This window comes from Streptomyces ziwulingensis (genome assembly GCF_039542605.1).
GTDB classification, from domain to species: domain Bacteria; phylum Actinomycetota; class Actinomycetes; order Streptomycetales; family Streptomycetaceae; genus Streptomyces; species Streptomyces ziwulingensis.
Genome location: NZ_BAABIG010000022.1, coordinates 408,265 through 427,703 on the forward strand (window position 1 = coordinate 408,265; position 19,439 = coordinate 427,703).

The 19,439-nt window shown below is 72.8% G+C and carries 15 protein-coding genes and 1 pseudogene; 11 read left to right on the plus strand and 5 right to left on the minus strand.

The genetic code is table 11. The features are described from left to right. Positions 1 to 211: 211 nt before the first annotated feature. Positions 212 to 2,167 (minus strand): acetate--CoA ligase, encoded by a 1,956-nt coding sequence (gene acs, locus ABEB00_RS12815; protein WP_345619566.1) that lies wholly within the window; start codon positions 2,165 to 2,167, stop codon positions 212 to 214. Positions 2,168 to 2,549: 382 nt separating this feature from the next. Continuing rightward, positions 2,550 to 4,886, minus strand: coding sequence for a bifunctional SulP family inorganic anion transporter/carbonic anhydrase (locus ABEB00_RS12820; RefSeq protein WP_345619567.1), 2,337 nt, complete (start codon positions 4,884 to 4,886; stop codon positions 2,550 to 2,552). 347 nt (positions 4,887 to 5,233) lie between these two features. Between ABEB00_RS12820 and ABEB00_RS12825 the strand changes: the two genes are divergently transcribed. Next, positions 5,234 to 6,502 carry a polysaccharide deacetylase family protein gene (locus tag ABEB00_RS12825; RefSeq protein ID WP_345619568.1) on the plus strand — a complete coding sequence of 423 codons (1,269 nt, stop codon included), beginning with the start codon at positions 5,234 to 5,236 and terminating at the stop codon, positions 6,500 to 6,502. Between the two features lie 51 nt (positions 6,503 to 6,553). Here the strand turns inward: ABEB00_RS12825 and ABEB00_RS12830 are convergent, their stop codons facing one another. Beyond that, the gene (locus ABEB00_RS12830) at positions 6,554 to 7,540 is read right to left on the minus strand and encodes an ATP-binding protein (protein WP_345619569.1); all 987 of its coding nucleotides are present in this window, start codon (positions 7,538 to 7,540) and stop codon (positions 6,554 to 6,556) included. Positions 7,541 to 7,641: 101 nt separating this feature from the next. On the opposite strand from ABEB00_RS12830, the gene ABEB00_RS12835 reads away from it, so the two are divergent. Next, positions 7,642 to 8,457: a Fic family protein gene (locus tag ABEB00_RS12835; RefSeq protein ID WP_345619570.1), complete on the plus strand. Its 816-nt coding sequence runs from the start codon at positions 7,642 to 7,644 to the stop codon at positions 8,455 to 8,457. 506 nt (positions 8,458 to 8,963) lie between these two features. Here the strand turns inward: ABEB00_RS12835 and ABEB00_RS12840 are convergent. After that, positions 8,964 to 9,797: an HAD family hydrolase gene (locus tag ABEB00_RS12840; RefSeq protein WP_345619571.1), complete on the minus strand. Its 834-nt coding sequence runs from the start codon at positions 9,795 to 9,797 to the stop codon at positions 8,964 to 8,966. 580 nt (positions 9,798 to 10,377) lie between these two features. Here ABEB00_RS12840 and ssd point away from each other — a divergent pair. The 7 genes and pseudogenes from ssd to ABEB00_RS12875 all read left to right on the plus strand — a co-directional run. Then, the gene (ssd, locus tag ABEB00_RS12845; protein WP_345619572.1) at positions 10,378 to 11,478 is read left to right on the plus strand and encodes a septum site-determining protein Ssd; all 1,101 of its coding nucleotides are present in this window, start codon (positions 10,378 to 10,380) and stop codon (positions 11,476 to 11,478) included. 125 nt (positions 11,479 to 11,603) lie between these two features. Further along, a complete protein-coding gene (locus ABEB00_RS12850; RefSeq protein ID WP_345619573.1) occupies positions 11,604 to 12,911 on the plus strand; it encodes a TadA family conjugal transfer-associated ATPase in 1,308 nt (435 codons plus the stop codon). Continuing rightward, positions 12,895 to 13,899: a type II secretion system F family protein gene (locus ABEB00_RS12855; protein WP_425586475.1), complete on the plus strand. Its 1,005-nt coding sequence runs from the start codon at positions 12,895 to 12,897 to the stop codon at positions 13,897 to 13,899. The genes ABEB00_RS12850 and ABEB00_RS12855 overlap by 17 nt, the downstream gene beginning before the upstream one ends. Before the next feature lie 28 nt (positions 13,900 to 13,927). Continuing rightward, entirely contained in the window at positions 13,928 to 14,716 is a 789-nt protein-coding gene (locus ABEB00_RS12860) for a type II secretion system F family protein (RefSeq protein WP_345619575.1), read from the plus strand. Between the two features lie 146 nt (positions 14,717 to 14,862). Further along, positions 14,863 to 15,090: a DUF4244 domain-containing protein gene (locus ABEB00_RS12865; protein ID WP_345619576.1), complete on the plus strand. Its 228-nt coding sequence runs from the start codon at positions 14,863 to 14,865 to the stop codon at positions 15,088 to 15,090. Beyond that, positions 15,077 to 15,457 (plus strand): TadE family type IV pilus minor pilin, encoded by a 381-nt coding sequence (locus ABEB00_RS12870; RefSeq protein WP_345619577.1) that lies wholly within the window; start codon positions 15,077 to 15,079, stop codon positions 15,455 to 15,457. Before ABEB00_RS12865 ends, ABEB00_RS12870 begins: the two co-directional genes overlap by 14 nt. Next, a pseudogene (locus ABEB00_RS12875) lies at positions 15,454 to 15,879 on the plus strand (Rv3654c family TadE-like protein); the annotation flags it as partial. The gene ABEB00_RS12870 and the pseudogene ABEB00_RS12875, both read left to right, overlap by 4 nt. A gap of 43 nt (positions 15,880 to 15,922) precedes the next feature. Here ABEB00_RS12875 and ABEB00_RS12880 read toward each other — a convergent pair. Continuing rightward, the gene (locus ABEB00_RS12880) at positions 15,923 to 18,481 is read right to left on the minus strand and encodes a DEAD/DEAH box helicase (protein ID WP_345619578.1); all 2,559 of its coding nucleotides are present in this window, start codon (positions 18,479 to 18,481) and stop codon (positions 15,923 to 15,925) included. A gap of 83 nt (positions 18,482 to 18,564) precedes the next feature. On the opposite strand from ABEB00_RS12880, the gene bldG reads away from it, so the two are divergent. Together bldG and ABEB00_RS12890 are read left to right on the plus strand one after the other, a co-directional pair. Continuing rightward, a complete protein-coding gene (gene bldG / locus ABEB00_RS12885) occupies positions 18,565 to 18,906 on the plus strand; it encodes an anti-sigma factor antagonist BldG (protein WP_003975386.1) in 342 nt (113 codons plus the stop codon). A gap of 76 nt (positions 18,907 to 18,982) precedes the next feature. Continuing rightward, on the plus strand, positions 18,983 to 19,411 hold the full coding sequence (locus ABEB00_RS12890) for an ATP-binding protein (RefSeq protein WP_345619580.1): 429 nt from the start codon (positions 18,983 to 18,985) through the stop codon (positions 19,409 to 19,411). Positions 19,412 to 19,439: the final 28 nt, after the last annotated feature.

Below are 19,439 nucleotides of genomic sequence, written 5' to 3' on the forward strand. Positions count from 1 at the left end.
GGGTTCGTGTGAAGTTCTTACGCGGTCCTCACCCTACCCAACGCGGGGTGGGCGGGCCCGGCGGTGCCCCGGACATGGCCAGTGCCCCCGACACGGCAGGTACCCCGGGCGTGGCGGAGGGCACCCGGCGTGCCGGGTGCCCTCCGAGCCGGTGGTCCGGTGTCCGTCCGGTGGTCCAGCGGTCCGGTGTCTGTCCGGTGGTCCGGGCGGGTCAGTCCTCGCCGGCGGTCGCCGGGAGCTTGTCCTGGATGAGGGACATCACCGTGCTGTCGGTCAGGGTGGTGACGTCGCCCAGCTCGCGGTTCTCCGCCACGTCCCGCAGCAGCCGGCGCATGATCTTGCCCGAGCGGGTCTTCGGCAGTTCGGCCACCGGCAGGATCCGCTTCGGCTTGGCGATCGGACCGAGCGCGGTGCCGACGTGTGCGCGCAGGTCGGCCACCAGGCTCTCGGTCTCCTCCGCGGTGCCGCGCAGGATGACGAAGGCGACGATGGCCTGCCCGGTGGTCTCGTCGGCCGCGCCGACCACGGCCGCCTCGGCCACCGACGGGTGGGAGACGAGGGCGGACTCGACCTCGGTGGTGGAGATGTTGTGCCCGGAGACCAGCATCACGTCGTCCACCCGGCCGAGCAGCCAGATGTCGCCGTCGTCGTCCTTCTTGGCGCCGTCGCCGGCGAAGTACCTGCCCTCGAAGCGCGACCAGTACGTGTCGAGGAAACGCTGATCGTCACCCCAGATGGTGCGGAGCATCGACGGCCAGGGCTCGGTGAGGACCAGGTAACCGCCGCCGCCGTTCGGTACCTCGTTCGCCTCGTCGTCCACGACGGTGGCGGAGATGCCGGGCAGCGGGCGCTGGGCGGAACCGGGCTTGGCCTCGGTGACGCCCGGCAGCGGCGAGATCATCATCGCGCCGGTCTCGGTCTGCCACCAGGTGTCGACGACCGGGGTGCGGTCCGCGCCGATGTTCTTCCGGTACCAGACCCACGCCTCGGGGTTGATCGGCTCGCCGACCGAGCCGAGGACGCGCAGCGAGGACAGGTCGTACTCGGCGGGGATGTCGTCGCCCCACTTCATGAACGTCCGGATCGCGGTGGGCGCGGTGTAGAGGATCGATACGCCGTACTTCTGCACGATCTCCCAGAACCGGCCCTGGTGCGGGGTGTCGGGCGTGCCCTCGTACATGACCTGGGTGGCACCGTTGGCCAGCGGGCCGTAGACGATGTACGAGTGCCCGGTGACCCAGCCGACGTCGGCGGTGCACCAGAAGACGTCGGTGTCGGGCTTGAGATCGAAGACCGCCCAGTGCGTGTACGCCGTCTGGGTCAGGTAGCCGCCCGAGGTGTGCAGGATGCCCTTGGGCTTACCCGTCGTCCCCGACGTGTACAGGATGAAGAGCGGGTGCTCGGCGTCGAACGCCTCCGGCGTGTGCGCGGCGGACTGCCGGCCGACCGCCTCGTGCCACCACACGTCCCGGGTGTCGTCCCAGGCGACCTCCTGGCCGGTGCGCCGCACGACCAGCACGTGCTCGACGATGCCGGCCCGCTCGACCGCCTCGTCGACGGCCGGCTTGAGCGCGGACGGCTTGCCCCGGCGGTAACCGCCGTCAGAGGTGATGACGACGCGGGCGTCGGCGTCCTGGATGCGGGTGGCGAGCGCGTCCGCCGAGAAGCCGCCGAAGACCACCGAGTGGGCGGCGCCGATACGGGCGCAGGCCAGCATCGCGATCGCCGTCTCCGGGATCATCGGCATGTAGACGGCGACCCGGTCGCCCTTGCGCACGCCGAGCTCCAGCAGGGCGTTGGCGGCCCTGGAGACCTCGTCCTTCAGCTCTGCGTAGGTGAGGGCCCGGCTGTCGCCCGGCTCGCCCTCGAAGTGGATCGCGACGCGGTCGCCGTGTCCGGCCTCCACATGCCGGTCCACGCAGTTGTACGCGACGTTGAGCGTGCCGTCCTTGAACCATTTGGCGAACGGCGGGTTCGACCAGTCCAGCGTCTCGGTCGGCTCCTTCGCCCAGGTCAGACGGCGGGCCTGCTCGGCCCAGAAGCCGAGCCGGTCAGCCTTGGCCTGTTCGTACGCCGCCGCCGTGACGTTGGCGTCGGCCGCCAGGTCGGCGGGCGGCGCGAAGCGTCGCTCCTCCTTCAGAAGGTTGGCCAGGCTCTCGTTGCTCAAGACATCTCCCTTGCGGTGCTTTGCCGGGGCGCCCGTTGTGTCCCAGGCCACACCTCATCAGACCGGGCGCTCCGCTGACAAGGGTCGACCGCAAATTGGTGTAGACCTCTGCCGGAGCCCTGTCCCCACGCCGCGACCACGTCGTGAATCGCCGCAACCACGCCATCAGTGCCTCGCGAGTGCGTCGCGAGTGCCTCGTGAGTCCGTCGCGAGTGCCTCGTGAGTGCGCCGTGAGTCCGTCGTAAGTCCGTCGTGAGTCCGTCGTCTGTACCCACGGACGCCGGGCTGCCGGAGTTCAGCCCTTCCCGGTTTTTCACAGGTCACGCCTGGTCAGGCCCGGCCGTGCCCGGTCCTGGTCGTCGGGGCCGGGCGCGGCCGGCTCTCAGGCGAGCAGTTCCGCCTCCGGCACGAGGTCGAAGACCCCTCCACCCTCGTCCTCGGTGAGCAGATACGCCTGGGCCTCACCGACATGGAAGTACATGCCGTGCAGCTCCAGCGTGCCCTCCCGCAGGGCGCGGGCGACCGAGTCGTGGGCGCGCAGATGGGCGAGCTGCTCGACGACGTTGGTCAGGCTGAGCCGCTCGATGGCGTCGGCGGGCCGCCGTCCGGCCAGCGGGGCCCAGTCACCGTCGTCCTCGGCCATTCGCCGCAGACTCGGCTGTCCGTGCCGCAGCCACCGCTTCAACGGCGTCCGCGTGCTCCCGGGTTCGGAGCTGAGCAGCGCCTGCATGGCGCCGCACCCGGAGTGCCCGCACACCGTGATGGACCGCACCTTCAGCACGTCCACCGCGTACTCGATCGCGGCGGCCACCGAATCGTCGCCGCTCACCGCGCCGGGCAGCGGCACGAAGTTGCCCACGTTGCGCACCACGAAGAGGTCACCGGGGCCACTGGAGGTGATCATCGAGGTGACCAGTCGTGAGTCGGCGCAGGTGAGGAAGAGCTGGGAGGGCTGCTGACCCTCGCGGGCCAGCCGGGCCAGCTCGTCGCGGACCAGTGGGGCGGTGTTGCGCTGGAAGGTGCTGATGCCGCGGGCCAGCTCCCGGCCGCTGCGCCCGCCGGACGTCCGCGGGCGGTCGCCGGTGGCGGGGGCGGGCCGGGGGTGTTCGCACTGGTGGTTGCGCCAGGCGGTCCAGGGGCGGCAGCGGCAGTTCCCGGACTCGGCGGGCTCGGAGAGGCGGGTGCCGAGGCGGCGGCCGGTGATGTCGACGCGGCCGCCCTGCGCGGTGTGCGTCCGCTGCCAGTCGTGGAGCGTCTCGTAGGCCGCGTGGTCCATGAAGGAGCCGTCCAGTTCCACGACGGCGTGGACCCCTTGGGGTACGCGGTGCAGCGCACGGCTGAGCCGGGGCACCGCGAGGAACGTCAACTGGCCGCGTACGTGGACGTGATGGACTCCTTCTCTCTCGTCGTGGGTGATGCGGGTGCGGGTCAGGCGGTGCAGGGCGACGGCGACGGCGACGGCGACGCCCAGCGCGACGCCCTCCAGGACGCCGAGGGTCACCACGCCGCAGGTGGTGACCGCGTAGACCCTGACCTCGCGGTGGCGGGTCACCGTGCGGATGTGGTTCAGGGACACCATCTGGATGCCGACGGCCATCACCAGGGCGGCGAGCGAGGCGAGCGGGATCAGCTCCAGGACCGGGACCATCAGCAACGCGGCGATCACCACGAGAACGCCGTGCAGCATCGTGGAGTTCCGGCTGACGGCCCCCGCGTTGACGTTCGCGGTGCTGCGTACGGCGACGCCGGCGATGGGCAGTCCGCCGAGGGCTCCGGAGGCGATGTTGGAGGCGCCCTGGCCGAGCAGTTCACGGTCGAGGCGGGCGCGCGGGACGCGGCCGGACAGGTCGGGACGGGCGGCGACCATCTTGTCCACGGCGACCGCCCCGAGCAGGGACTGCACGCTGCACACCAGGGTGATGGTGAGGACGGCGGCGACGAGACCGAGCACCGGGCCGTCGGGCAGCGCGACCAAGGCGTGGCTGCTCCAGGACGGCAGGTCGACCTTGGGCAGGCGGAGGCCGGTGACGGCCGCGACGGCGGTGGCCAGGGCGACGGCGACGAGCGGGGCCGGGAACCCGCGCAGCAGCTTCCCGGCCCGGCCCGGCAGCCGCGGCCACAGCAGCAGTACGCCGAGGGTGAGCGCGCTGACCGACACGTCGGCCGCGTGCAGACCGGCCAACTGGGCGGGCAGCGCCCGCAGGTTGTCGGGGACGGCGCTCTGCGGGGTGCCGCCGAGGACGATGTGCAACTGGGCGACGGCGATGGTGACGCCGATGCCGGCCAGCATGCCGTGCACGATGGCGGGGCTGACGGCCAGCGCGGAGCGGGCCACGCGCAGACAGCCCAGGCCGAGCTGGGCGAGGCCGGCGAGCACGGTGATGGCGCAGGTCGTCCGCCATCCGTACTGGTGGATGAGGTCGGCGGTGACCACCGTGAGTCCGGCGGCGGGCCCGCTGACCTGGAGCGGGCAGCCGCCGAGCCGTCCGGCGACGATGCCGCCCACGGCGGCGGCGACGAGGCCGGCCTGGAGCGGGGCGCCGGTGGCCAGGGCGATGCCCAGGGACAGGGGAAGGGCGATCAGGAAGACCGCGATCGCGGCGGACACGTCGGCGCCCGCGACGCGGAAGCGTCGGTGCGGGCTCTTCGGCGGGCTGTGGGGCGGGTGGACGTGCTGGGCGCTGTTCGAGTCGGCTCGGGTGGGGACGCAGGCAGACATGTTTTCCCGTCTCCTCCGGGGCTGCGCGGTCGCGTTGGTGGGGGTCCCGCCGGGGCGGGGGTTGTTCGCGGCCGTGGGTCACGGCGTACAGCGGCGGGATGCGTGGGCGCGCTTTTGTCGCGCTGAGTAAATAGATCGTAATGGAAAGTAAAGGTCAGGCATAGCTTTTGCCCGCATATGGAGCAACGAAATGCCCTAAAGGGTGAATCGAGCATTTGATCGGCTTGTCGTACTAATTCCTTCCGGGTCGGGATGCAGCCTTGTGCGCGCCGACGGCACGTCCGGCACTGCACCCGACATCGCCCTCACCGGCGTTGGCCCGAGAGAAGGAAGAAGGTGGGCGGAACATGGCCGCCACCCACAGGATCGCCGCGGGCACCGTGATCGCCGCGGTCTGCGCCGTATCGCTCGCCGGCTGCGGAACCGGCGACGACTCCGGGGACGGGGCGCACGGCCCGCAGAAGGCCGGGAACGCCCCGGCGCCCGGGAAGGCGGTGCGGCTGATCGGCGACGGCTCCACCGCGTACACCGGGCTCCAGCCGCACCTGACCGCGCCCGAGCGACTCAGACCCGGTCAGAAGCCCCCGCAGTTCGTGGTGTTCTCCTGGGACGGCGCGGGCGAGGACAGTCAGGAGCTGTTCTCGCACTTCCGCGAGGTGGCCAAGGCGAACAACGCGACGATGACCTACTTCCTGAGCGGTGTGTACCTCCTGCCGGAGGAGGAGCGGGACCAGTACCGGCCGCCGCGGCACTCCCCGGGCAGCTCCGACATCGGCTTCAACGACGCGGAGGGAATCGCCGAGACCGTGAAGCAGCTCCGCCTGGCCTGGCAGGAGGGCAACGAGATCGGCACCCACTTCAACGGCCACTTCTGCGGCGCCGACGGCGGGGTCGGCGACTGGTCGGTGGAGGACTGGAAGGACGAGATCGCCCAGGCCAAACGTTTCGTCAAGACCTGGCGGACCAACACCGGCGCCAAGACCGCCGCGCCGCTGCCCTTCGACTACGACAAGGAGCTGATCGGCGCCCGCACGCCGTGTCTGGAGGGCCAGGAGAACTTCACCAAGGCCGCGGCCGAACTGGGCCTGCGCTACGACAGCAGCGGCGTCAACGACCAGGTGTGGCCGAAGCGGACGAACGGCCTGTGGGACCTGTCGATGCAGCTCGTGCCGTTTCCCGGGCACTCCTACGAGCAGCTCACCATGGACTACAACTTCATGGTCAACCAGTCCGGCACCAGCACCCAGGGCGACCCCGCCAAGCACGACTTCTGGGGCGACCAGATGCGCGACGGCCTGCTCCAGGGATTCGAACGTGCCTACGACGGCAACCGCGCCCCGCTGATCATCGGCAACCACTTCGAGTCGTGGAACGGCGGTGCCTACATGCGGGCCGTCGAGGAGGTCGTCGAGGAGGTGTGCACCAAGGAGGAGGTGCGCTGCGTCTCCTTCCGCGGGCTCGCGGACTGGCTGGACGCCCAGGACCCGAAGACGCTGAAGAAGCTGCGCACGCTGGGTGTCGGCGAGGCGCCGAAGAAGGGCTGGACGTCCTTCCTCTCGGCCGATCCCGCTCCGGCACCCAAGGGCGTGCCCGGGGCGCCGGCGGCCGGACGGTAGCCGCCGGGAACCCCATCCGTACTCCTCGGCTCGGCTTCCTGGGTTCCTCGGTCACCCAGGGGTGGACGCGGTGACCGCCTCGCCGAGGACGAAGCCGGGGTCGACCTGCGCCGCCAGGTCGGCCCCGGTGCGCTCGTCGCCCCAGGCGCGGGCGTTCTTCAGGTGGAAGTGCGTCATCTGGCGCGTGTAGCGCTCCGGGTCCCGCAGGCCGTACGTCACGTCGGCGGCCGTGTGCAGCAGGCGCAGCGCACGGCGGTTGGCGTCCTCAAGGAACTCGAACCGGGACGGCCCGCCCTTCTCCATGGCGCGCACCCAGTCCGAGTGGCCGACCGTCACCAGCAGGTCCTCGCCGACCTCGGCGCGCAGGAAGTCGAGGTCGTCCTGTCCCTGCACCTTGTTGCCGACGACCTTGACGGTGACGCCGTGGTCGCGGGCGTACTCCTTGTACTGGCGGTAGACGGAGACCCCCTTCCGGGTCGGCTCGGCGACGAGGAACGTGATGTCGAAGCGGGTGAACAGGCCGGAGGCGAACGAGTCGGAGCCCGCCGTCATGTCCACGACGACGTATTCGTCCGGGCCGTCGATGAGGTGGTTGAGACACAGCTCCACCGCTCCCGTCTTGGAGTGGTAGCAGGCGACTCCCAGGTCGGCCTCGGTGAACGGCCCGGTGACCATCAAACGGACGGTGTCCGGCCCGAGTTCCACCGGCCGGGCGCAGGCCCCCCAGACGGGGTTGTCCTCGCGCAGCCGCAACAGCCGGGAGCCCTCGCCGGGCGGAGTGGTCTTGATCATCGTCCCGGCGGAGGCGATCCGCGGGTTGGTGCCGCGCAGGTACTCCTTGATGAGCGTGAGGTGCGCACCCATCGCGGGCAGCTCCGCCGCCCGTGCCTCGTCCAGTCCGAGCGCGGCGCCCAGATGCTGGTTGATGTCGGCGTCGATCGCCAGGACGGGTGCGCCGGTGGTGGCGAGATGGCGGACGAGCAGGGAGGACAGCGTGGTCTTGCCGCTGCCGCCCTTCCCGACGAAAGCAATTTTCATGTTCACGAAGGGTAGTGGCGTTATCGCTCCGGGTGTCGCACAGGGGTGAGGAAGACCACTCCTTCGAGGGGTGTGGGGCCCGGATGCGTAGGGTCGTACCCATGAGTACGACAGGGGATCCTCTCGCGGCGCTCGGCGCGCTGCCCGGCGTGGCCGAGTCCGTGGAGTCCGTGCGCAAGGCCGTGGACCGGGTCTACGGACACCGGATCATGCGCCGCCGCAGCCACGCGGTCACCTCCGAGGCGGCGTTGCGCGGCGCCCGCGGCTCGGCGGCGCTCGCCGGTGCCGACTGGGCCTTGGAGGAGGTGCGCCGCCGCTCCGACTTCGGTGTCGAGGGTGAGGCGCGCACGGTGGGCGCGGCGCTGCGGCTGACCGCCGAGGCGGGGCAGTTGCTGTCCGTGTGGCGGCAGTCGCCGTTGCGGGTGCTGGCCCGGCTGCACCTGGTGGCCGCCGCTGACGAGGGAGAGCGGGTGGGGCGCCCGCGGCAGCCGGGGGAGCCGGTCGACGAGCCGCTCGTGGAGCTGGAGCTGCCGGGCGCCGAGGAGGCGCACGGCCGACTGGAGGGGCTGGCGGACCTGATCGTGGCGGGCGGTTCCGCGCCCGCCCTGGTGACCGCCGCCGTCGTGCACGGTGAACTCCTCGCGATCAGGCCGTTCACCTCCCACAACGGACTGGTCGCCCGCGCGGCGGAGCGGATCGTCCTGATCGGCAGCGGCCTGGACCCGAAGTCGGTGTGCCCCGCCGAGGTCGGCCACGCCGAGCAGGGCCGGGCGGCGTATCTGGCGGCCCTGGAGGGCTATGTCTCCGGGACCCCGGAGGGAGTGGCGGCCTGGATCGCCCACTGCGGCCGGGCCGCGGGGCTGGGCGCGCGGGAGTCGACGGCGGTGTGCGAGGCGCTGCAGCGCGGCGCCGCGTAGGGGCCTGTCGAGACGGGGTCGTCCGGGCTCAGACAGGGGTTGCGCGCCCGGACAGGGTTTGCGGGCCCGGACAAGGGTTGCGGCGGTACGAGTACTCGTACCGCCGCCGGCATGTCCACCCGGTTACCAGGCGTCCTCGGTTGTTGCCCATCAGGTCGGGAACCTTGCCCGTCACCTGGTGCGGCTGGCCCGTAATCGACGGGTCGACGTCGCGTGGGTGCCCGATGTCCATGCGCGGTCCGTGGGGCCGAATGCTTCTACCGGGTCATCCTCGCGGATGGCCTTGGTCTCGCGGGCCGTTGATTCCTTTGTACTCCGGGCGGAGGACAAGCGGAAGACCTGCCCGCACTTCTTTACTTTTGGGATCACATTGCCGCTTTGTCCCGGTAGGTCGTTCGCGGGGTGCGGGGGTGCGGGGGTGCGGGGGTGCGGGGGTGCGGGGATGCGGGGATGCGGGGATGCGCGGGCATACTCGTCCGCGCCGCAGGTCAGGCCGGTCGGGTCGGTCAGGCCGGAGTCGTCGTACGCCGTCGGCTGAGGTACCAGACGAGTCCCGCGGTCGCCGCGGCGCCTGTCACGGCGGCGAGGACCAGCGTCGGACGCCGCGGTACGGAGAAGCCGGGGATCCGCTGCTTGAGCCGGACGGGCCGGTGGAAGTCGAGGACGGGCCACTCACGCGCGAGTGCCTCGCGGCGCAGCGCGCGGTCGGGGTTCACCGCGTGCGGACGGCCGACGGCCTCCAGCATCGGCAGGTCGGTCGCCGAGTCGCTGTAGGCGTAGCTCCGGGAGAGGTCGTACCCCTCGGAGGCGGCCAGTTCTTTGATCGCCTCGGCCTTGGTCGGGCCGTACGCGTAGTACTCCACCTCGCCCGTGAAGCAGCCGTCGTCGCCCACCACCATGCGGGTGGCCACGACCCGGTCGGCACCGAGGAGCGCGCCGACCGGTTCGACCACCTCGGCGCCCGAGGTCGAGACGATCACGACGTCGCGGCCGGCGGCGTGGTGCTCCTCGATCAGTGAGGCGGCCTCGTCGTAGATGATCGGGTCGATCAGGTCGTGCAGCGTCTCGGCGACGAGTTTCTGGACCTGTTCGACGTTCCAGCCGCGGCAGAGCGCGGACAGATACTTGCGCATGCGCTCCATCTGGTCGTGGTCCGCGCCGCCCGCGAGGAAGACGAACTGGGTGTAGGCGGTGCGCAGCACGGCCCTTCGGTTGATCAGGCCGCCTTGGTAGAACGACTTGCTGAACGTCAGCGTGCTCGACTTCGCAATGACCGTCTTGTCCAGGTCGAAGAAGGCAGCGCTGCGGGGCGACGAGTGGTTTTCCACGCCCCCGAGCATAGGCGCAGCCCATTCGGCGTAAGCTGGGGCGTGTGGGTTTGCCTGAGAAGGCTCTCGGGTACACCATGGAAGTCACGGATCGTTCGCGACCGTGCTAACCCGGCCCGACTCCTCCCCCCCCCGAGTCGGCCGTGGAGACGACCCCCGCTCTCCCCCCCGGCGGGGGTCGTCGCATGTCCGGGGGCGTTGTCTCGCCCTCCGGAACCTCTGGCAACGTGTGAGTGCCCTGTCGAGGCCAATTTGTCATGGGCATGTGCCGCTACTCTGTGTAGTCACCGCGCTGCTCTGTGGGTACTGCGGAAGGGCGGGTTCGGGCTCCCCGGTATGGGTGATGGCGATATTCACCATCGGTGAGTTCTCCACAGTTATCGACCAAGATCCACACGATTTCCCCGAGCGATGCACCGTGTTTGCCATGCGTCCCGACCGCGGCGAGTTCACAGCCGCTTGCCTTTGTCGGGCGCGAGTGGCCGGTTCCTGTCGGCCGCTCATATGAAGGCCGTTTACCAGGTCTTCACACGTTCGGGAAATCGCGTGTCCCAGGGGTCGCGCGAGAGATGCCGCCAAGGGGGACCCCGTCATGACCGGAACAGTCACGCACGATCCACCGCCCGCCGCCTCAGGGCGGCAGAGCGGACCACTGATCGTCACCGAGGACGCCGACCTGCTCGACGACCTGCTGCGCCTGTGCGCGGCGGCGGGCGCCACACCCGAGGTGCACCACGCGGTGCCCGAGCGCCGGGGCGGCTGGGAGGCCGCGCCCCTCGTCCTGGTGGGGGACGACGCCGCGCGCCGGGTGCGGGGAGCGGTCCGCAGACGCGGTGTGGTGCTGGTCGGCAGGGACCAGGACGATCCCGGGGTGTGGCAGCGAGCCGTCCAGATCGGCGCCGACCACGTCCTGATGCTGCCGGACGGCGAGCAGTGGCTCGTCGACCGCATCGCCGACGTCGCCGAGGGCGTCGGCCGGCCCGCCCTCACGGTGGGCGTCATCGGCGGGCGGGGCGGGGCCGGAGCCTCGACGCTGGCCTGCGCGCTCGCCGTCACCGCCGCGCGGGAGGGCCTGCGCACCCTGCTGGTGGATGCCGACCCGCTCGGCGGCGGACTCGACGTGCTGCTCGGTGGGGAGACGACCGAGGGCCTGAGGTGGCCCGCGTTCGCCGCCTCACGAGGGCGGGTAGGCGGCGGCGCCCTGGAGGAGTCGCTGCCCGAACTGCACTCCCTGCGGGTGCTGAGCTGGGACCGCGGCGACTGTCTCGCCGTGCCGCCCCAGGCCGTGCGGGCGGTGCTCGCCGCGGCACGCCGCCGGGGCGGGGCGGTCGTCGTCGACCTGCCGCGCCGGGTCGACGACGGCGTCGCCGAGGTCCTCGCCCAGCTCGACCTCGGACTGGTGGTCGTCCCCGCCGAACTGCGGGCCGTCACGGCGGCCGGCCGGGTCGCCGCCGCGGTCGGCATGGTCCTGCGGGACCTGCGGGTCGCCGTGCGCGGGCCGTACGCGCCCGGGTTCGACGACCGGGAGGTGGCCCGGCTGCTCGGGCTCCCCCTGGCCGGTGAGGTCCCCGTCGAGCCCGGCCTGCCACGGGCCGCCGAGGACGGGCGTCCGCCGGGCGCGGGCCGCGGCCCCCTGGCCCGCTTCTGCCGCGACTTCTGGGAGCGGGCGCTGACGGAGGTGGGTGCGGGATGAGGACCTTGACGGGACGTGTACATGGACGCGGGCGGCCGGGCGCTCCGGCGGCGCGGGCTGTGCACAGTGCGGCGCCGGTACGGCACCGGGCGGGCGGAGCGGAAGCCGTCGGGCGGGGCGGCGGAATGCCCCTGGGGCTGCTCGACGGGGTGCGTCGCCGGCTCGCCGAGAGCGGGGCGGAACCGACGCCCGCGCGAGTGGCCCAGGCGCTGCGGGAACAGGGCCGGGTGCTGGGGGACGCGGAGATCCTGGGTGCTGCCGAGCGACTGCGGTCCGAACTGGTCGGCAGCGGGCCGCTGGAACCGCTGCTCGCCGATCCGTCGGTGACCGACGTGCTCGTCTCCGCCCCGGACCGGGTCTGGGTGGACCGGGGCGGCGGACTGGAACTGACGGCCGTCCGCTTCCCGGACGCCGGAGCCGTTCGGCGGCTGGCGCAGCGGCTCGCCGCCGTCGCCGGGCGCCGGCTCGACGACGCCCGGCCCTGGGTGGATGCCCGGCTGCCCGACGGAACCCGGCTGCACGCGGTGCTGCCCCCGGTCGCCGTCGGCTGCACCTGCCTGTCGCTGCGGGTGGTGCGGCCGCGCGCCTTCACCCTCGGCGAACTGGTCGCGGCGGGCACGGTGCCGCCGGGCGGGGACCGGGTGCTGCGGGCGCTGGTGCGGGCCCGGCTGTCCTTCCTGGTCAGCGGCGGCACGGGCAGCGGCAAGACGACACTGCTGAGCGCGTTGCTCGGGCTGGTCGGACCGGGCGATCGGATCGTGCTCGCCGAGGACTCGGCGGAGCTGCGGCCGGACCATCCGCACGTCGTACGCCTGGAGTCCCGGCCCGCCAACCAGGAAGGCGCCGGTGCGGTGGCCCTCGCGGACCTGGTGCGCCAGGCGCTGCGGATGCGGCCGGACCGGCTGGTCGTCGGCGAGGTGCGCGGTCCTGAGGTGGTTCATCTGCTGGCTGCTCTCAATACGGGTCATGAAGGAGGTTCCGGCACTGTCCACGCAAACGCCGCGGGGGACGTGCCGGCCCGGCTGGAGGCGCTCGGCACGGCCGCGGGGCTCGACCGGGCCGCCCTGCACAGCCAACTGGCCGCCGCCCTGTCGGTGGTCCTGCACCTGGTGCGCGACGGGGCGGGGCGGCGCCGGATCGCGGAGGTGCATGTGCTGGAACGGGATTCGTCGGGGCTGGTGCGGACGGTGCCCGCGTTGCGATGGGGCGCGGGAGCGTTCGTCCACGAGCGCGGCTGGCCGCGGCTCAGGGAGTTGCTGGACGGCGATCCGGACGCGGAGACGTGGGACACGGCGGGCGCCGGGGACGGAGGCGGGAACGCGGGCGGGAACGCGGGCGGGAACGCGGCCGTGGACGCCGTGGACACGGTCGGCGGCACCGGTGGCACCGGGGGAGCCGGGGGCACAGGGGGTGGGCATGACCGGCATGGGTGAGTTGTCGGCGGCTGCGGCCGTGGCGTTTCTGGTGGCCGCGGTGTGGCTGATCGGCGGGCGGTACTCCGGGGTGCGACGGGCGCGGTCACTGCTCGCCGGCGGGGTGTTCGGTGCCGGGCCGCCGGGTCCGTACGGGACGCCGGACGGGGCCGGTGGGCCGGCCGGCGGGGGCCGGGGCACGGCGGACGGTTCGGGTCGGCTGACGGGCGCAGGGGTGCGTCGGCTGACAGGCGCCGGGGTGCGCCAGGTGACGGACGACGGGATGCGCCGGGTGGCAGCCGCGGCGCGCCGGGTCCGCGGGCGGCTGGGGGCCGAGTGGTGGGCGCCGGCGGCCGGGCTGGCGCTGGCCGTGCTGGGCACCTCGGTCGTGCCGCTCGTCGCCGGGGCGGCCGGGATGCCTCTGCTACGGCGGCTGCGGCTGGCCCGGCGGACGCGCCGGGTGCGGGAGCGCCGGCAGGACGCGGTGATCGCGCTGTGCGGGGCGCTCGCCGGCGAGGTGCGGGCGGGACGGCAACCGGGTGAGGCCCTGCTGACCGCCGCGCACGACGCCGGAGAGTTCGGCACCGGGCAGGCGGCGGTCCTGGCGGCGGCCCGCTTCGGCGGAGACGTCCCCGGCGCGCTCGCCGCGGCGGCCCGGCAGCCGGGTGCCGACGGGCTGCGTGGCCTCGCCGCCTGCTGGCGGGTGGCTGTGGACCAGGGCGCCGGCCTTGCCTCGGGACTCGACCGGCTGGAAGGGGCGCTGCGCGCCGAACGGGACCAGCGGGCTGACCTGCGTGCCCAGTTGGCGGGGGCCCGGGCGACGGCCGCGATGCTCGCCGGACTGCCCGCCCTGGGGCTGCTCTTCGGCTTCGCCCTCGGGGCCGACCCGCTGCGTGTCCTGCTGCACAGCGGAGCGGGACTGGGCTGCCTGCTGGCCGGGGCGGTGCTGGAGGGAACCGGCGCGTGGTGGGTGGGCGCGATCGTGCGACGAGCGGAGGCGACGACATGAACATCCTGCGACGAGCGGAGGCGACGACATGAACGGGGAGGTTGTCCACAGGCTGGGGGTGACCCTGGGGATACTGCCGCTCGTCGGCTGGTCGGCATGGTGGGCGGGCGCCGCCCGGCGGGAGCGGCGGTCACGACGTCGGCGCACCGGGCTGCTGGAAACGGAACGGGTGCCTGCCGCGCGGGGCGCCGAGCTGCCGGCCCGGGTACGCCGATGGCTGCCGTCGGCGGTGACCGTGGGCGCGGGATGGGCGCTGGTCGGGGGGATCACCGGGGCGGGAGTGGGGCTGGCCGGCGCCGCCGCGCTGTGGCGATGGCAACGTAAGCGGGCGGCCGCCGCCGCGACGCCGGGGGCCGGCGACGCCGCGGCGGCGGCACGCCAACTGCCGCTCGCCGCCGATCTGCTGGCCGCCTGCATCGCGGCGGGGGCCGGCCCGGTCGTCGCGGCACAGGCCGTGGGCGAGGCGCTCGGCGGGCCCGTCGGGGACGTGCTGGCGCGCGGCGCGGCGGAGGTCCGGCTCGGCGGCGAACCGGAGGGCGCCTGGCGTCGGCTGGCCGCGATCCCCGGCGCCTCGGGCCTGGCCCGGCTGCTCGAACGGGCCGAAGTGTCCGGGCTTCCCGCGGCCGACCCGGTCGCGCGGCTGGCCGCACAGGCCCGCGCCGACTGGGCCCGCGCGGCCACGGCACGGGCCCGGCGAGCGGCCGTCATGGTCACGGCACCGGTGGGGCTCTGCTTCCTCCCCGCGTTCATCGCGGTGGGCGTCCTGCCGGTGGTCATCGGCCTCGCGGGCGGAGCGCTGGGAGGAGGCGGCGACTGACGGGGACCACAGGGCTCACGGAGCACAGGAAACGACGCGAAGGAAACGAACTTCGCGAATGCGGTGAACGACATGAAAGTCATGAACGGAACGACGCGGATGCCACGAACGGCATGGGCGTCACACGGATCTTCACGGGGGTTGAGATGTATCAGGTGGTTCGGGCACAGGTGGGTGCCCTGGTGCGCAGGATGCGTGCGGTGCGGTCGGCGGCGTCCGACCGGCGGGACACGGGAATGGTCACGTCCGAGTACGCGATGGGCATCGTCGCCGCCGTGGCGTTCGCCGTGGTGCTCTACAAGGTGGTGACCAGCGGAGCGGTCGGTGAGGAACTCCAGCAGCTCGTGAAGCAGGCGCTCGATGCGCGGATGTGAGCGGCGCTCCGGGTGGTGGAAGGCCGACGGGGGGTTCGTGACCGCGGAGTCGGCGGTGGTGCTGCCGGTGCTGGTGATGTTCGCGATGGCGCTGGTGTGGGGGCTGCTGGCCATGGCCGCGCAGATCCAGTGCGCGGACGCCGCCCGGACCGGCGCCCGCGCGGCGGCCCGGCAGGACCCGGCCGACGCGGTCGTGGAGGTCACGCGGGAGGCCGCGCCGGACGGGGCGGAGGTCACGGTCAGCCGGGAGGCGGAGCGGGTCCGCGTCGTCGTCGTGGCGAAGCCGCCGGCCCTGAGCGGACTGCCGTTCGACGTGCGCGAGGAGGCCGTGGCCTCGGTGGAGCAACCGACGGGGCCGGGGACATGAGGGGCGGCGGTGGTCTCTTGGGCCGGTCCCGGGAATGCGGCCGCGCGATCCGGCGGGCGGTGACCGGACGCCACGCCGACCGGGGTTCCGCCACCGTCTGGAGTGTCGGCGTGATCGCCGTGCTCTGTGTGGTGTTCGGGGTCGTCCTCGCCCTGGGACAGGCCGTCCTGGCGCGGCATCGTGCGGCCGGCGGCGCCGACCTGGCAGCGCTCGCGGCGGCGGACCACTGGGCACGGGGAGGGGCCGCCTCGTGCGACCGGGCGGACCGGGTGGCCCGGGCCCAGGGCACGCGGCTCGTACGGTGCGCGCTCACCGGCCAGGTAGCCGACGTGACGACGGCGTCGGGGCGGGGCCCCTTCACCGCGGAGGTCAGGGCCCGGGCGGGCCCGGCGGAGCCGCTGCGTCCACCGCCCCCTCGGCCGTTGCCGCTCCAGCCGCTCCAGCCGCTCCAGCCGCTCCAGCCGCTCAGGCCGCTCCAGTCGTCCCCGTCATCCCGGTCGCGGCATCCTCCGTCACTTCAGCCGCCGGGGGCACCGGCTGCCCCGGGGCCGGCTGCCGCTCCGACCGTCCCGGCTCCTGCGGAGCGCACCGCAGCAGCTCCGTAAGGAGGCGTACGGCGCCTCTCTTGTGCAGCGGTTCGTTGCCGTTGCCGCACTTGGGGGACTGGACGCAGGACGGGCAGCCGGCGTCGCACTCGCAGGAGGCGATCGCCTCCCGGGTCGCCGTGAGCCACTCGCGGGCCGTGTTGAAGGCGCGCTCGGCGAAGCCCGCGCCGCCGGGGTGGCCGTCGTAGACGAAGACCGTCGGAAGGAGGGTGTCCGGATGCAGCGGTATCGACACGCCGCCGATGTCCCAGCGGTCGCAGGTGGCGAAGAGCGGCAGCATGCCGATCGACGCGTGCTCGGCGGCGTGCAGGGCCCCGCCGAGGATCTCCGGGTTGATCCGGGCGGCGTCCAACTGGTCCTCGGTGACCGTCCACCACACCGCGCGGGTGCGCAGCGTACGAGGAGGCAGGTCGAGTTTCGCCTCGCCCAGCACCTCACCCGTGATGAGGCGGCGGCGCAGGAAGGAGACCACCTGGTTGGTGACCTCGACGGAGCCGTAGCACAGGCGCCCGTCGCCCCACGGGACCTCGATGTCCGTCTCCAGCACGGAGATCGCCGTGGTGTCGCGGGCCACCGTCGAGTAGGGCGGCTCCGCCCGCTCGACCAAGGCGACGGAGTCCTCCAGGTCCAGGGAGCGGACGAGATACGTGCGCCCCTGGTGCAGGTGCACGGCGCCCTCGTGGACCGTCGTGTGGGAGGACCCGGCGTCCACCGTGCCCAGCAGCCTGCCCGTGCCCTCCTCGACGACCTGGACCGGCCGCCCGCCCTGTCCGCGGATGTCGGCGAGGTCGGCGGCCCGCTCGCGCCGGGTCCAGTGCCACGCCCGGGTCCGGCGCCGCAGCAGCCTGGCCTCCTCCAGTTGCGGGAGGAGTTCCTCGCACGCGGGGCCGAACAGCTCCAGGTCCTCGTCGGTCAGGGGCAGCTCGGCCGCGGCCGCGCACAGGTGCGGGGCGAGGACGTAGGGGTTGTCGGGGTCGAGGACGGTGGACTCCACCGGCTGGTCGAAGAGCGCCTCCGGATGGTGGACCAGGAAGGTGTCCAGCGGGTCGTCGCGGGCGACCAGGACGGCCAGCGCGCCCTGCCCGGACCGTCCGGCCCGGCCCGCCTGCTGCCACAGCGAGGCGCGGGTGCCCGGATAGCCGGCGATGACCACGGCGTCCAGGCCGGAGATGTCGACGCCGAGTTCCAGGGCGTTGGTCGCGGCGAGGCCGAGGAGTTCTCCGGAGTGCAGGGCGCCTTCGAGGGCACGCCGCTCCTCGGGCAGATAGCCGCCGCGGTAGGCCGCGACGCGCCCGGCCAGCGACCGGTCGACCTCGCGGAGCCGTTCCTGGGCGATGACGGAGATCAGTTCGGCGCCGCGCCGGGAGCGCACGAAGGTGATCGAACGCATTCCCTGCACGGTGAGATCGGTGAGCAGATCGGCGGCTTCCGCGGTCGCCGTGCGACGGACGGGCGCGCCCTTCTCGCCCTCCAGTTCGGTCAGCGGCGGCTCCCAGAGTGCGAACACCAGTTCACCGCGGGGTGAGGCGTCGTCGGCCACCTCCACGACCGGCAGCCCGGTGAGCCGGCGGGCGGCCACCGCGGGCTCGGCGGCGGTCGCGGAGGCCAGCAGGAACACGGGTGAGGCCCCGTAACGGGCGCAGAGCCGGCGCAGCCTGCGCAGTACCTGGGCGACGTGGGAGCCGAACACGCCGCGGTAGGTGTGGCACTCGTCGATGACGACGTACTTCAGCGCCTTCAGGAAGGAGGACCAGCGGGGGTGGGAGGGCAGGATGCCGCGGTGGAGCATGTCCGGATTGGTGAGGACATAGGTGGCGTACTGGCGGATCCACTCGCGCTCTTCGAACGGAGTGTCGCCGTCGTACACCGCGGGGCGGACCGACGCGCCGAGTGGCTGTGAAAGTTCCTTCACCGATCGGCACTGGTCCGCGGCGAGCGCCTTGGTCGGGGCCAGGTAGAGGGCGGTGGCGCCGCGGCCGTTCGGCGCCTCGGAGCCGTCCACGAGGGCGGAGAGAACGGGCACGAGATACGCCAGGGACTTGCCGGAGGCGGTCCCCGTCGCGACCACGACCGAGTCTCCGTCCAGCGCGTGTTCGGCCGCCCGTGCCTGGTGAACCCAGGGCTGTTCGATGCCCCTGGCCTGCACGGCGGCCAGTACTTCGGGGCGAATCCGGTCCGGCCAGAGGGCATGGCGGCCCGCCCGCGGGGGCAAGTGCTCCGTATGAGTGATGCGCGAAGCCCGGCTCGGCCCCGCGGCCAGCCGGTCCAGGATCGTGCCCGGATCCGGCCGGGAAACGGGCTCCGTCGGGGGTCTGTCGGATCGGTGATTCTTGGCCATCGGCACCGAGTCTGTCACCGGTGTGACGGACAATGGGACCAAGGCGTCGTGCACCCCCGCCGGTAAGTGATTGAATGCCATCGCGGCTGGCGAACCGTCCCGGGGGTATCCAAGCCGAGGTTTCCCGAGGGGCGACCGCTCGATAGCAAGGTGCTGGAGGATCCGTGGACCTGTCCCTGTCGACCCGTACCGTCGGCGATCGTACGGTCGTCGAGGTCGGTGGCGAAATTGACGTATACACCGCGCCCAAGCTGCGCGAGCAGTTGGTCGAGCTGGTGAACGACGGGAGTTTTCACCTCGTCGTCGACATGGAGGGCGTGGACTTCCTCGACTCCACCGGACTCGGCGTACTGGTCGGTGGCCTGAAGCGGGTGCGTGCCCACGAGGGCTCGCTGCGCCTGGTCTGCAACCAGGAGCGCATTCTCAAGATCTTCCGTATCACCGGCCTCACCAAGGTGTTCCCCATTCACACCTCGGTCGAGGAAGCGGTGGCGGCCACCGACTGACGACCGACCACCGTTCCCGGGTCCTGAGGGCCCGGGACGGCTGAACGTTGCACGCCCGTAGTTCGGAGGGGGATGCATGGCCACCGTTGAACTCCGCTTCAGCGCGCTGCCCGAGCACGTCAGGACCGCCCGTCTGGTGGCGGCCGCGGTGGCACGCAGGGCCGGAGTGGACGAGGCCGTCCTCGACGAGGTCAGACTCGCCGTCGGTGAGGCGTGCACCCGGGCCGTCGGACTGCACCAGAACGGCGGCATCACGGCGCCCGTGCAGGTGTCGCTGATCGAGGAGGAGAAGCAGTTCTCCATCGAGGTCGGCGACGAGGCGCCGCACACCTCCGCCCCGGGCGGCCCCGGAGGCGTCGGTGACGACACGGACGCCGAGGAGGACGAGATGGGCCTCGCGGTCATCAGCGGACTCGTGGACGACGTGGAGGTCAAGGCCGGCCCGGACGGCGGACTGATCCGCATGACCTGGCCGATCATGCCCCCGATACTGCCGCTGACCTGACTCGGTCCGACCTGAGCCGGACCGGCTT